Here is a 12276-nt window from a genome sequence, read left to right as displayed (position 1 = left end):
CCCTAGAACGCCAGTTCCAGCTCGGTTGCCTTGGCAAAGCGGTGAATTTCACGCTGCCCGGCGGCGGTGACCTGCAAGGCGCGCGAATCGTTGGGCAGGCTCAACCAGCCGGACTGCAAGAATAGCTGCAGCAACGCCGCGCCCAATGCCCCGCCCATGTGCGGGCGTCTTTCGCTCCAGTCTGGACAGGCGCACGCCGACCGGCCATTGCGATGGGCCAGAGCCTGGATGTACACGCCACGCGCCGCCAGTTCCGTAGAGCCCTTGAGCGTGATCGTGACACGCTGATCGAATTGTTCGATCCAGCCCGCATCCAGTAACCGCTGATACAGATCGGCGGCCAGCGTACCGCCGAGATGGTCATCGCAAAGCCGGGCGCGCAACAGTGACGAACGTGCCGGCTGCGGTTTGGCGAGGGGGGCGGTGCGTTTGAAGATCTCGGGGATATTCTGTGGCGCGCTGGCAATCGTCGCACTGGCCAGGGCTTCGATCGCGGCACCGATTTCGGGGGCCGCCAGGCGGAAGAACCGCTTGCGCCCGCGCGGCTCGACCTTCAACAGACCTCCGGCGGCCAAACGCCCCAGATGTGCACTGGCCGAAGAGGGTGACAGACCCGCCAGCAACGCCAGCTCTTCGGTTTGTCGCGCCGAGCCATCCATCAAGGCCCACATCATTGCGCTGCGCTTTGGGTCAGCCAGCAAGGTGGCTATCTGGCTGATGCAAGGTGCATGTTCCATGTATTCACTCCCTGTTGAATCGTTTCGTCTACTGCTCGCGGGACATCTTGAGCAGTAATGTGTCGTCGGCCAAGACGCGATAACCGCCATTCACCGGACACAACCATCGCTCACTCAAGCCCTCACCGGACAAGGATTGCAGAGGGCAGGCGACGGGGTATGGGGCAAGGTCGGCTCCAGCGAGGCCTTGCCATTCGGATCGACGGTGCGGACATGAGGCGAGCGCTAGTATAGGCGGGTTGGCGGACGGTTCCTGTCCTCCGCCAAGGGTTGGTGCTGATAGTTCCTGAGGGAAATTTCGCTTTTTTCCTGCGATTAATGATCGATGCCCGCCACCCCCGGAAAATGGCTGCTCAACCGCGCGCATCGGCTGGCCAGCATTTCTCGCAAAAGGTTCACCGGCTTACTCAATTGGGCGCGATGGGCGCACAGCAGATTCAGCGGTGCGCGCTCACAGAGCAGCTCGGGCATCAGCACTTTCAAGCGGCCGGCGAGCACATCGGCCGCCACATCAAGCCAGGATTTGTAGGCGATTCCGGCCCCCGCCACCGCCCACAGACGCACCACATCGGCATCGTCACTGAAACGATCGCCGCTGACCGTCAGGCTCATCTCACGCTTGCCATCGTGGAAACTCCAGTGGTCGTGGACGCGGCTGCCGAGCATGAACAGCAGGCAATTGTGTTGGGCCAGTTGTTCCAATTGCCGCGGCTCGCCATGCCGGGCCAGGTAACCCGGCGCAGCGCAGAGAACACGACGGTTCTGCGGGGCGATGGGCAATGCCACCAGACTGGAGTCTTCCGGCTCGCCATACCGCAAGGCGATGTCCACCGGCTGACGAAACAGATCGGCGATGCGGTCGCCCAGCAACAGGCGCACGGTGAGCTTCGGGTGCTCGCGCTGGAACTCATCGAGCCAGGGCAGCAACAGGTTGCGACCGAAGTCCGAAGGTGCCGACAACTGCAACACGCCGCTCACTTGATCCTGGCCGCTGGCCAACAGCCGTCGGCCCTCGTCGAGATTGCTCAGGGCCGCCCGTGCGTATTCGAGAAAACCTTCGCCCTCCGCGGTCAGGCGCAGGCTGCGCGTGGAGCGGGCCAGCAGGCGGGCGCCGAGCTGCTGTTCGATGCGTTTCAACGCGGCGCTGGCCACCGCTGCCGACATGTCCATGCCCCGCGCAGCCGCTGACAGGCTGCCCAGGTCCGCCGCCCGGACAAACAACTGCAAGTCATCGAAACGCAGCATTTGAAGCCTCGATTATCAAAAAAATGTTGAAAGAGACTGCTCTTTTAGCGGGTTTTATCTTCAGGAGAAATAGCCAATCATCTCTTCATCGAAATCACCCCCGCCCGGAGTCGCAGATGTCCCAGCCTTTTACCGCTATCGCCACCCTGATTGCCAAACCCGGCCAGCAAGACGCCCTGGAACAGCACTTGCGGGCGCTGGTGGAGCCGACCCGTGCCGAGGCCGGTTGCGGGCAATACGATCTGCATCAGGACCAGGCCAACCCGCTGGCTTTCTACATGATCGAGCACTGGAGCAGCGAAGAAGCCCTGCAAGCCCATGATGTCAGCGCCCATATCCAGCACTTTCGCGACCAGGCCGGTGATTTTCTCGAACACTTCGAACTCAAGCGCCTGCGTGCCCTCGCCTGATTCTTTCTTCCATTCGTTTGCGGAGCCCTCCATGAAAGCCATCGCCTATTACGCCTCCTTGCCGATCAGCGACGAAAAATCCCTGCAAGACATCGAACTGCCGGAGCCAGTCACCGGTCCCCGCGACCTGTTGGTGGAAGTCAAAGCCATTTCGGTCAACCCGGTGGACACCAAGGTCCGCCAGAACGTCCAGCCTGAAGACGGCGCGGCAAAGGTACTGGGCTGGGACGTGGCCGGTGTGGTCAAGGCCGTTGGCAGCGAAGTCACGCTGTTCAAGACCGGCGACAAGGTGTTTTACGCCGGCTCCATCGCCCGCGCCGGCGGCAATAGCGAACTGCACGTCGTGGACGAGCGGATCGTCGGCCACATGCCAAAAACCCTGGGTTTCGCTGAAGCGGCCGCCCTGCCGTTGACGGCCATCACCGCGTGGGAACTGCTCTTCGAACGCCTGCAAGTGCGCGAAGGCAACGTCGATGAAGGCCAGAGTCTGCTGATTGTCGGCGCGGCCGGGGGTGTCGGCTCGATCCTCACGCAACTGGCGAAACAACTCACTGGCCTGAACGTCATCGGCACCGCTTCGCGTCCGCAAACCCAAAGCTGGGTCAAAGCGTTGGGCGCCGACCTGGTGGTCGATCACAGCCAGCCGCTGAGCGAAGCACTCAGACACGCCGGTGTTGATCACGTGACTCACGTTGCCAGCCTGACCCAGACCGATCATCACCTCGATCAACTGGTCGAGGCCCTGGCCCCTCAAGGCAAGCTGGCACTGATCGATGATCCGAAGTCCCTCGACGTGACCAAGCTCAAGCGCAAGAGCCTGTCGCTGCACTGGGAGTTCATGTACACCCGCTCACTGTTCGAGACTGCGGACATGATCGAGCAGCACAACCTGCTCAATCGCGTGGCGCAACTGATCGATGCCGGGACGCTGAAAACCACGGTGGGCGAGCACTTCGGCACGATCAACGCGGCGAATGTGCGCCGAGCCCATGCGCTGCTCGAGAGTGGAAAGTCCAAGGGCAAGATTGTCCTGGAAGGGTTCTAGGCAAGTGGCATCGGTGTCGCCCGACGACGGGCGACACCGTCAGTCTGAAGCTTGACCCTTGTCAAAATTGCGATCGTATTCAGGACTACAATCGATTCCTCTGCGAGGCACATTTTTATCTGAGGAGGTCAGCAATGAAGATCCTGATAAAAGAATTGGCAAAGTCCCAGTGGCAAGTTCGCCTGGACCAACATGCAGTGACGTTCCGCAGCGAAGCCGAAGCCCGCGCCTTCACCAACACCCTTGAAGCGCGCTTGCAGGCTCCCCACCAGATTCCCGACCGCCAGCAGCGGGCTGTTGGCTGAGTCCGTCCTCAGGCCTGGGCTTGAGTCAGCGCCCGGATATTTTGCAGTCGCCGGGTGAGCATCGCCGTACTCACCACCAGAATGCCGCACAGGCTGATGACCATGGCCATCGGCATTGCACTGCCGTCGTGTAACACACCGACCAGCGCGGCGGCACCGGCAGCGACACTGAATTGCAGGCAACCGAGCAGCGCCGAAGCACTGCCGGCACGTGCGCCCTGCCCGTTCATCGCGCAGGCCGAGGCGTTGGGCAGGATGCAGCCCAGGCTGGCGATACAGACGAACAACGGAATCAGTAGCGGCCAAAGCTGCACGGTGTGCAGTGCACTGACGGCGAGCAAGGTCAGGCCGGCACCGAGGTAGATCCACACCGTGCGCGCCAGCAGGAACGCCGGACCGCGTCGAGCCAACAGCCGCGCATTGACCTGGGCCACCAGAATGAAGCCCGCTGCGTTGGCACCGAAGAACCAGCCAAAATGCTCGGCCGGGACGCCATAGAGTTTGATCAGGACGAACGGTGAACCGGCGATGTAGGAAAACATCCCGGCGATAGCGATGCCGCCGGTCAACGCGTGGCCGAGATAGATCGGGTCTTTCAACAATCGTCCGTACTGACGCAATGCCCCGGACAAGGGTGGGCGCGGCAAATGTGCGGGCATGCTTTCCGGCAAGCCGAGGGCCACGGCCAGACCGGCCACCGCACTGAAACCGGTCAGTGCCAGGAAGATCGACTGCCACCCCGTGGTGTTGACCAGCAATCCACCGAGCATCGGCGCAAGGATCGGCGCCAGGCCCATGACCAGCATCAACTGAGAAAAGACTTTCGCTGAACCCACCGCATCGCATTTGTCGCTGACCACCGCCCGCGAGATCACCATGCCCGCGCAACCGCCCAGCGCCTGAATGAAGCGCGCGCCGATCAGCCATTGAAGGTTCGGCGCATAGGCGCACGCCAGCGAAGCGGCGGTAAACAGCCCGACACCGATCAACAGGGGAATGCGTCGGCCAAAACGATCCGCGACCGGACCGTATCCCAACTGGCCGATGGACAGACCGAGGAAGTAGGCCGCCAGCGTCAGTTGAACGTGTTGTTCGTCAGTGCCAAAAGCGAGCGCCATGGCCGGAAAGGCCGGCAGGTAAAAATCGATCGCCAGCGGACCGAACGCGCTCAAGGCGCCGAGAATCAGGATTGTGCGGAAATTCATCAGGCATCCAGTTGGGCAGAAGTCAGCAGCCCGACAGTCTAGCCGCGCGTGGATGCCTTGAACATTCCGGTAGCTCGCTAACTATCAAAAAGATCAGGCCAGCCTGACGCCGTAGCCTTCTTCGCTGATCGCCGCGATCACCTGTTCGGCGCTCAGCGAACTTTCCACGCCGACCTCTTTCGCAGCCAGATCGACGCGCACACTGGCGGCCGCGTCCCTGGCCTGTAGCGCAGCCGTGATGGCCTTGACGCAGTGACCGCAGGACATGCCTTCAACCTTGAACACTTGCATGGGACAACTCCTTACATGGGGGCTTTTGAATGGGACCGTGTGCAGTGTCGAGCTTGCCATCATGGCAAGGTCAAGTTCTGGAATGATCTGCCGGGCTGGCAATCGGCGTCGCGCTCGGCCAAGCTGCGTCCATCTATGACTCGATCTCAGGAGATTCAGCCATGCGCTGGTCAGCTTTCAGCCTGTTTGGCTTTCTCAGCCTTTTCGCCGCCATGCCTTCGGCCAATGCTGCCGGAGAGGATTATGGCGTGCTGATCATTTCCCGCGAACGGCTGGAAGTGTCGACCAACTGTGAGATCGGCGTGTACATCCAGGATCAGTTGTCGGCGCGGCTGTTCCAGGAGCAAAGCACCTCGTTCAACCTGCCGCCGGGCAATGTCTCGCTGCGCCTGAAACTGCTACCGGGCCAGGCGCCGGGCTGCAATCCGGGCATGCTGGCGCCGGGCTCGCAAACCATCACGCTTCGGGCCGGGGACGTGCTGAAGTTCAGGATTGCGATGACGCAGGAAGGGATGTATCTGAAGCCAGCGGCCCTCGGTTACTGACCTACCTTCCTTGTGGGAGCGAGCCTGCTCGCGAAAGCGATCTGACTGTCACATCCATGTTAAACGTACCGCCACCATCGCGATCAGGCTCGCTCCTACAGTTGAATTGCGGTGAGTTTCCAGATGGCGCTTGACCTTGCCCGCATGGCAAGGTTGATCCTGTGGTCATCTACTACAGGGAGCGTGACCCATGTCCGAATCCATTACCTTCGATCTGCCCATTGCCGGCATGACCTGCGCCAGTTGCGCCGGGCGTGTCGAACGTGCCTTGAGCAAAGTCGTTGGCGCCACGGCTGTCAGCGTCAACCTGGCCACTGAGCAGGCCCGGGTTCAGGCACCCGCCGACAGCCTGCCGGCCTTGATGGAGGCGGTACAAAACGCCGGCTACAGCGTGCCCCAGCACAGCCTGGAATTGAGCATCGACGGCATGACCTGCGCCTCTTGCGTCGGTCGCGTCGAACGGGCACTGAACAAGGTCCCAGGGGTGAAGAGCGTCAGCGTCAACCTGGCCAACGAGCGCGCCCATCTCGAATTGCTCGGCCAGATCGACCCGCAATCCCTGCTCGCCGCCGTGACCAAGGCCGGATACAGCGCCAGCGTCTGGCAAGCCGAACAGCCACAAACCGACAGCCAGCACACGCGTCTGCACCGCGAGCGCTGGGCCTTGCTCGCGGCCATCGCCCTCGCGTTGCCGCTGGTGCTGCCAATGCTGCTGCAACCGTTCGGCGTGCACTGGATGCTCCCGGCCTGGGTGCAATTCGCGTTGGCCACGCCAGTGCAGTTCATCTTTGGCGCACGCTTTTATGTCGCTGCCTGGAAAGCGCTGCGGGCCGGGGCCGGCAACATGGATTTGCTGGTCGCCCTGGGCACCAGCGCCGGCTACGGCTTGAGTCTGTATGAATGGGCCACTGCCGCCGGGCGCATGCCGCACCTGTATTTCGAAGCCTCTGCGGTGGTGATTGCCCTGGTGCTGCTGGGCAAGTACCTGGAAAGTCGTGCCAAACGCCAGACCGCCAGCGCCATTCGTGCCCTCGAAGCACTGCGCCCCGAGCGCGCCATTCAAGTCATCGACGGTCTTGAGCAGGACGTCGCCATCAGCGCCCTGCGCCTGGATGATCTGGTGCTGGTCAAACCCGGTGAGCGCTTCCCGGTGGATGGCGTCGTGATCGAAGGCCAGAGCCATGCCGATGAAGCGCTGATCAGCGGCGAAAGCCTGCCGGTGCCGAAACAACCTGGCGACAAGGTCACCGGCGGCGCGATCAATGGTGAAGGTCGGTTGCTGGTCCGCACCCAGGCACTCGGCGCGGAAACCGTACTGGCACGCATCATCCGCCTGGTGGAAGACGCTCAAGCGGCGAAAGCACCGATCCAGAAACTGGTGGATAAAGTCAGCCAGGTATTCGTGCCCGTGGTTTTGCTGCTGGCCCTGGCGACGCTGATCGGTTGGTGGCTGAACGGCGCGCCGATGGAAACCGCGTTGATCAACGCCGTAGCGGTGTTGGTGATCGCTTGTCCCTGCGCCCTCGGTCTGGCGACGCCGACCGCGATCATGGCCGGCACCGGGGTGGCGGCGCGCTATGGGATCCTGATCAAGGATGCCGAGGCGCTGGAGCGTGCCCATGAAGTCAGCGCCGTGGTGTTCGACAAGACCGGCACCCTGACCTCTGGCGCTCCGCGTATCGCCCATCTGAGCGCCATCAATCGTGACGAAGCCGCTCTGCTGCAAATGGCCGGTGCCCTGCAACGCGGCAGCGAACATCCTCTGGCCAAGGCGGTACTGGACGCGTGCACAGAACGTGGCCTGACCGTGGCCGATGTCAGCGACAGCCAGTCCCTGACTGGACGCGGCATTACTGGCAACCTTGAAGGGCGGCGACTGGCCCTGGGCAATCGGCGGTTGCTGGAAGAAAGCGGCTTGAGCGCTGGCCCCCTGGCCGAATCGGCAAGCACCTGGGAAACCGAAGGCCGAACCCTGTCCTGGCTCATCGAGCAAATCCCGGAACCACGGGTGCTGGGCCTGTTCGCCTTTGGTGACACCCTCAAGCCCGGCGCACTGCAAGCGGTGCAACAACTGAGCGCACGACACATCAGCAGTCACTTGCTGACCGGTGACAACCGCGGCAGCGCCAAAGTAGTGGCCGAAGCCCTGGGCATCACCGACGTGCATGCCGAAGTGCTGCCAGCCGACAAAGCCGCTACGGTCACGGCGCTGAAGAAAACCGGCGTGGTGGCGATGGTCGGTGACGGCATCAACGATGCGCCGGCGCTGGCCGCCGCCGACATTGGCATCGCCATGGGCGGCGGCACCGATGTGGCCATGCACGCGGCCGGCATCACCCTGATGCGCGGTGACCCACGACTGGTGCCCGCCGCGTTGGAGATCAGCCGCAAGACCTACGCGAAGATCCGGCAGAACCTGTTCTGGGCCTTCGTCTATAACCTGATTGGCATTCCATTGGCCGCGTTCGGTTTCCTCAACCCGGTGCTGGCCGGTGCCGCCATGGCGCTATCGAGTGTCAGCGTGGTGAGCAATGCGCTGCTGTTGAAAACCTGGAAGCCCAAGGACCTGGAGGACAACCGATGAACATCGGCCAAGCAGCACGCCACAGTGGCCTGAGCGCCAAGATGATCCGGTATTACGAGTCAATCGGCCTGCTCAAGGCCGCCCATCGTACTGACAGCGGCTATCGGATCTACAGTGACGACGACTTGCATACCCTGGCGTTTATCAAGCGCTCCCGGGATCTGGGCTTTTCCCTGGAAGAAGTCGGCAAGTTGCTGGCGCTCTGGCAAGACCGCCAGCGCGCCAGCGCCGATGTGAAAGCCCTGGCCCGTCAGCATATCGAGGAGCTGAATCAGAAGATCCGTGAACTGGGTCAGTTGCGCGACACCCTGCAGGACCTGGTCGAGCACTGCCAAGGGGATCACCGGCCGGACTGTCCGATTCTCAAGAACCTGGAATCGGGGTGCTGTGCTGGACCTGCTTCTGCCTGACACCTTGATGCTGGATGCACTGACGCCATCGCGGGCTTGCCCGCTCCTACAGTCATCAAGCGTGTTCGCCGATCTGGCGTACGCCAACAAAATCTGTGGGAGCGGGCTTGCCCGCGAAGGCGGACAGTCAGGCGACATCCATCTTGAATCTGTAAAACCCTACAAAAAACCCGGCCGAAGCCGGGTTTTTCTTTAGCTGATTACTGCATCCACGGCGGTGGTGGCTCTTCGGCCTTGCCCGGTGGCGCATCATCCGCGGCACGCGCCGCTTGCTTGCGCTCTTCATCGAGCCGTGCAGCCTCGATCTCACGCATGATGCCGCTCACGTCAGCCAACTCTTCCGGTTCGTCGAACTCACCGGTCAAGACGCTGGCCGGATGCAAGGTGCCGGCCTCGTACAAAGCCCACATTTCCTTGGCGTACCGGGTCTTTTTCAACTCCGGCGCAAACCGCCCGAAGTAGGACGCCATGTTGCCCACGTCCCGCTCCAGCATGCTGAACGCGTGGTTGTTGCCCGCCGCGTCCACCGCTTGCGGCAAGTCAATGATCACCGGACCGGTCGGGGTCAGCAACACGTTGAACTCGGACAAGTCACCGTGCACCAGACCGGTACACAGCATCAGCACGATCTGCGAAATCAGAAAGGCGTGATACTCGCGAGCCTGATCCGGTTCCAGCACCACGTCGTTCAGACGCGGCGCGGCATCACCGTACTCGTCGGCCACCAACTCCATCAGCAGCACGCCTTCGAGGAAGTCGTACGGCTTGGGCACTCGCACACCGGCATTGGCCAGACGGAACAGCGCCGCCACTTCGGCGTTCTGCCAGGCGTCTTCGGTTTCCTTGCGGCCGAACTTGGAGCCCTTGGCCATGGCCCGGGCCTGACGGCTGTTGCGCACCTTGCGGCCTTCCTGGTACTCGGCCGCCTGACGAAAACTGCGTTTGTTCGCCTCCTTGTAGACCTTCGCGCAACGTAACTGGTTACCGCAGCGCACCACATAAACAGCTGCTTCTTTACCACTCATGAGTGGGCGCAGCACTTCGTCGACCAGACCGTCCTCGATCAGGGGTTCAATGCGTTTTGGAGTCTTCATCAGCTTTTATTGTGGGTCCTTTATTACCAAACACGCGAAAGTCATTCGTTATACGGCAATCCACTCACGGGGGGGAGGGGGTGCCGACCTATGAACGTCGAGGATGCACACAATGTGCCGGATTCATCACGAAAACCTGACGACCGTTACCGGCCGCCGCGGATCATAGCCGAGCCCGCAGCACCTGCTGCCTACAGGCCGCAAGGGCATTTGTGACAGAAACTGACATCCGGGTTTCATACCCTTCGTAGGATTTTTCAGATTAGTCCTCAATTTCCTCCGACAACTGCCGAAGTCCTCAGTGACAAACTGATTTGTCCGACAATCGTTCGCACAACAAAAACGATGCCGCACTCACGGAACCGGGTTGAAAACGAACGTTTACGGCTGCCAATAAACCGCGAGTCATCTGCACTTCGTGGGCCTACAAGAAAATCTGGAGCGCGGATGAACATCAAACAGAAGTTGACCTGGGCGTTTGCAATCATCGCCTGCCTACCCGTGGTGCTGGTCGCCACCCTCGTTGTGCTGAACCTGCGCAGTGATGCCAAGGACGAATTCGTCGACAGCAGCGGTCGCGAAATCCGTCAGGTCAGCAATGCCATGCAACTGTTCTTTGACGGCATCAGCCAGAACGTCGAATACCTGGCCAAGCAACCGCTGATCAAAAACTCCGACGACAGCCTCAAGACCTACATGGCCGCCAACGCCGAAAGCGTTCCCCAAGGCGAGATGGACAAGAAAGTCTTCGGCCTGCTCCAGGACCTGGGTAACAGCCATCCGTCCTACGCCTACGCCATTCTCGGCACGGCAGCCGGCGGTTACGTGTCGTGGCCGGACGATCCCAAGCTGAGCAACTACGACCCGCGCCAGCGTCCCTGGTACAAGGCGGCCCAAGCCAAACCGGGCAAGCCGTTCCGCACCGAGGCTTACTACTGGGCCCAGGACGACTCGACCTACGTCAGCACCGTGCGCACCATCGACAACAAGCTGGGCACCAATGGCGGCGTGGTCAGCATCGACGTGACGCTCAAGCAACTCACCGAAATCGTCAAACAGATCAAGCTCGGTGAAACCGGCTACCTGATGTTGCTGGAAAATACCGGCACCGTACTGGTCGACCCCAAACAACCGGAGCACAACTTCAAGGCACTGAACAGCCTCGGCGAGGGTTACGCGCAACTGGCCAAGGCCGGCAAAGGCCTGGTCGAAGTCGAGCTCAATGGCGAGCGCTACATGGCCAACGTCTGGCCATCGGAGCAACTGGGCTGGACCTTCATCGGCCTGATCAAACAGAAAGACGTGATGAGTTCCGCGACCCAACTGACCTGGTTGATCGCCATCATCGCCGCGGTACTGGCATTGATCTTCGCAGTCGTCGGCGCCAGTTTCGCCAGCGTCATCGTGCGCCCGATCCGCAGCGTGGCTGACGGCCTGGAAGGCATCGCCCAGGGTGAAGGCGACCTGACCAAAAACCTGCAAATCCGTGGCAGCGACGAAACCGCGCAACTGGCCAACTGGTTCAACCAGTTCCTGACCGCGATTCGCAACCTGATCCAGAACATCGGCGGTGCCGCAACCAAGATCCTGGCCACCTCCAAGAGCTCGACCCAGGTCTCCAGTGACATGGCCGAAGCCGCCGGCCGCCAGCGTGAGGCGGTGGACATGGTGTCCACGGCGTTCCACGAAATGGTCGCCACCGCCAACGAAGTGGCCCGCTCTTGCAGCCAGGCCGCCGAATCGGCCGACAGCGGCCAGCGCCAGGCCCGTGAAGGCCAGCAACAGATTGACGCAGCGGTGACCAGCGTCGATCGCCTGAGCCAGGAAATCGAACAGTCGGCCCAGTCGATGCAACAGCTGGAGCGCGACAGCAACGATATTCAGTCGATTCTCGGGACCATTCGTTCGATTGCCGAGCAGACCAACCTGTTGGCACTGAACGCCGCCATCGAGGCTGCACGCGCCGGCGAGCAAGGTCGTGGTTTCGCGGTGGTCGCCGATGAAGTGCGGGCGTTGGCCAAACGCACGGCCGACTCCACGGCGGAAATCGACGGGCTGCTGGGCAACCTGGCCAAGCGCACCAGCCAGGTCACCCAGCAAATGCATGCGAGCCTGGAAGTGTCGCAGCAATCGGTCACGCGCATCGGCGAAGCCCGCAGCAGCTTCGGGCAGATTCGCGAGTCGGTGGACGTGATCCGTGACATGAACACCCAGATCGCCACGGCGGCTGAGCAACAGCATCAAGTGGCCGAAGACATCAACCGGCACATCAGCCAGATCCATGGCGATGCGCAGTTGGTGGCGGAACTGGCGAACTCGGCGCGCCTGGATTCCCAGAGCCTGGCCGGGTTGTCGAATGAGCTGGACGGGTTGGTGCGCCGCTTCCGCACCTGACCGGCGACCGC

At 61.7% G+C, this 12276-nt stretch carries 12 protein-coding genes and 1 pseudogene; 8 read left to right on the top strand and 5 right to left on the bottom strand.

What is annotated here, in order from left to right:
- Positions 1-2 precede the first annotated feature (2 nt).
- On the bottom strand, positions 3-737 hold the full coding sequence (locus F7R06_RS27415; RefSeq protein ID WP_090328788.1) for an ArsR/SmtB family transcription factor: 735 nt from the start codon (positions 735-737) through the stop codon (positions 3-5).
- A gap of 315 nt (positions 738-1052) precedes the next feature.
- Positions 1053-1982 carry a LysR family transcriptional regulator gene (locus tag F7R06_RS27410; protein ID WP_090328786.1) on the bottom strand — a complete coding sequence of 310 codons (930 nt, stop codon included), beginning with the start codon at positions 1980-1982 and terminating at the stop codon, positions 1053-1055.
- A gap of 116 nt (positions 1983-2098) precedes the next feature.
- On the opposite strand from F7R06_RS27410, the gene F7R06_RS27405 reads away from it, so the two are divergent.
- The 3 genes from F7R06_RS27405 to F7R06_RS30825 all read left to right on the top strand — a co-directional run bounded on the left by F7R06_RS27405 (position 2099) and on the right by F7R06_RS30825 (position 3742).
- Positions 2099-2392: a putative quinol monooxygenase gene (locus tag F7R06_RS27405; RefSeq protein ID WP_090328784.1), complete on the top strand. Its 294-nt coding sequence runs from the start codon at positions 2099-2101 to the stop codon at positions 2390-2392.
- Between the two features lie 31 nt (positions 2393-2423).
- Positions 2424-3437: a zinc-binding alcohol dehydrogenase family protein gene (locus F7R06_RS27400; protein ID WP_090328782.1), complete on the top strand. Its 1014-nt coding sequence runs from the start codon at positions 2424-2426 to the stop codon at positions 3435-3437.
- A 134-nt stretch (positions 3438-3571) separates the two neighbouring features.
- Positions 3572-3742: a hypothetical protein gene (locus F7R06_RS30825; protein WP_162842403.1), complete on the top strand. Its 171-nt coding sequence runs from the start codon at positions 3572-3574 to the stop codon at positions 3740-3742.
- An 8-nt stretch (positions 3743-3750) separates the two neighbouring features.
- On the opposite strand, the gene F7R06_RS27395 is transcribed toward F7R06_RS30825, so the two are convergent.
- Positions 3751-4947, bottom strand: a complete 1197-nt coding sequence (locus tag F7R06_RS27395) for a multidrug effflux MFS transporter (RefSeq protein WP_090328780.1) — start codon at positions 4945-4947, stop codon at positions 3751-3753.
- A gap of 93 nt (positions 4948-5040) precedes the next feature.
- Positions 5041-5238, bottom strand: coding sequence for a heavy-metal-associated domain-containing protein (locus F7R06_RS27390; RefSeq protein ID WP_090328778.1), 198 nt, complete (start codon positions 5236-5238; stop codon positions 5041-5043).
- Positions 5239-5399: 161 nt separating this feature from the next.
- On the opposite strand from F7R06_RS27390, the gene F7R06_RS27385 reads away from it, so the two are divergent.
- From F7R06_RS27385 to cueR, 3 genes are all read left to right on the top strand, one after another.
- Positions 5400-5783, top strand: a complete 384-nt coding sequence (locus tag F7R06_RS27385) for a hypothetical protein (protein ID WP_090328776.1) — start codon at positions 5400-5402, stop codon at positions 5781-5783.
- 190 nt (positions 5784-5973) lie between these two features.
- Positions 5974-8367, top strand: coding sequence for a heavy metal translocating P-type ATPase (locus F7R06_RS27380; protein WP_090328774.1), 2394 nt, complete (start codon positions 5974-5976; stop codon positions 8365-8367).
- The gene (cueR, locus tag F7R06_RS27375; RefSeq protein ID WP_090328772.1) at positions 8364-8777 is read left to right on the top strand and encodes a Cu(I)-responsive transcriptional regulator; all 414 of its coding nucleotides are present in this window, start codon (positions 8364-8366) and stop codon (positions 8775-8777) included. Before F7R06_RS27380 ends, cueR begins: the two co-directional genes overlap by 4 nt.
- A gap of 200 nt (positions 8778-8977) precedes the next feature.
- On the opposite strand, the gene F7R06_RS27370 is transcribed toward cueR, so the two are convergent.
- Positions 8978-9871, bottom strand: coding sequence for a PA4780 family RIO1-like protein kinase (locus F7R06_RS27370; RefSeq protein WP_090328771.1), 894 nt, complete (start codon positions 9869-9871; stop codon positions 8978-8980).
- A gap of 345 nt (positions 9872-10216) precedes the next feature.
- On the opposite strand from F7R06_RS27370, the pseudogene F7R06_RS31610 reads away from it, so the two are divergent.
- Positions 10217-11407: pseudogene (locus F7R06_RS31610) on the top strand (cache domain-containing protein); the annotation flags it as partial.
- 90 nt (positions 11408-11497) lie between these two features.
- Complete coding sequence (locus F7R06_RS31605; RefSeq protein ID WP_390959830.1) at positions 11498-12265, top strand: methyl-accepting chemotaxis protein; 768 nt, start codon at positions 11498-11500, stop codon at positions 12263-12265.
- Positions 12266-12276 lie beyond the last annotated feature (11 nt).

The sequence above is a fragment of the Pseudomonas moorei genome (genome assembly GCF_008801475.1).
GTDB lineage: Bacteria > Pseudomonadota > Gammaproteobacteria > Pseudomonadales > Pseudomonadaceae > Aquipseudomonas > Aquipseudomonas moorei.
This window is presented reverse-complemented; position numbering and strand designations above follow the sequence as displayed.

What these genes read in the sequence shown, in the direction of transcription:
- F7R06_RS27370 (WP_090328771.1), bottom strand. Translation starts at nt 9,871, where the DNA reads ATGAAGACTCCAAAACGCATTGAACCCCTGATCGAGGACGGTCTGGTC.
- F7R06_RS27400 (WP_090328782.1), top strand. Translation starts at nt 2,424, where the DNA reads ATGAAAGCCATCGCCTATTACGCCTCCTTGCCGATCAGCGACGAAAAA.
- F7R06_RS27410 (WP_090328786.1), bottom strand. Translation starts at nt 1,982, where the DNA reads ATGCTGCGTTTCGATGACTTGCAGTTGTTTGTCCGGGCGGCGGACCTG.
- F7R06_RS27390 (WP_090328778.1), bottom strand. Translation starts at nt 5,238, where the DNA reads ATGCAAGTGTTCAAGGTTGAAGGCATGTCCTGCGGTCACTGCGTCAAG.
- F7R06_RS27405 (WP_090328784.1), top strand. Translation starts at nt 2,099, where the DNA reads ATGTCCCAGCCTTTTACCGCTATCGCCACCCTGATTGCCAAACCCGGC.
- F7R06_RS27415 (WP_090328788.1), bottom strand. Translation starts at nt 737, where the DNA reads ATGGAACATGCACCTTGCATCAGCCAGATAGCCACCTTGCTGGCTGAC.
- F7R06_RS27385 (WP_090328776.1), top strand. Translation starts at nt 5,400, where the DNA reads ATGCGCTGGTCAGCTTTCAGCCTGTTTGGCTTTCTCAGCCTTTTCGCC.
- cueR (WP_090328772.1), top strand. Translation starts at nt 8,364, where the DNA reads ATGAACATCGGCCAAGCAGCACGCCACAGTGGCCTGAGCGCCAAGATG.
- F7R06_RS27395 (WP_090328780.1), bottom strand. Translation starts at nt 4,947, where the DNA reads ATGAATTTCCGCACAATCCTGATTCTCGGCGCCTTGAGCGCGTTCGGT.
- F7R06_RS27380 (WP_090328774.1), top strand. Translation starts at nt 5,974, where the DNA reads ATGTCCGAATCCATTACCTTCGATCTGCCCATTGCCGGCATGACCTGC.
- F7R06_RS31605 (WP_390959830.1), top strand. Translation starts at nt 11,498, where the DNA reads ATGGCCGAAGCCGCCGGCCGCCAGCGTGAGGCGGTGGACATGGTGTCC.
- F7R06_RS30825 (WP_162842403.1), top strand. Translation starts at nt 3,572, where the DNA reads ATGAAGATCCTGATAAAAGAATTGGCAAAGTCCCAGTGGCAAGTTCGC.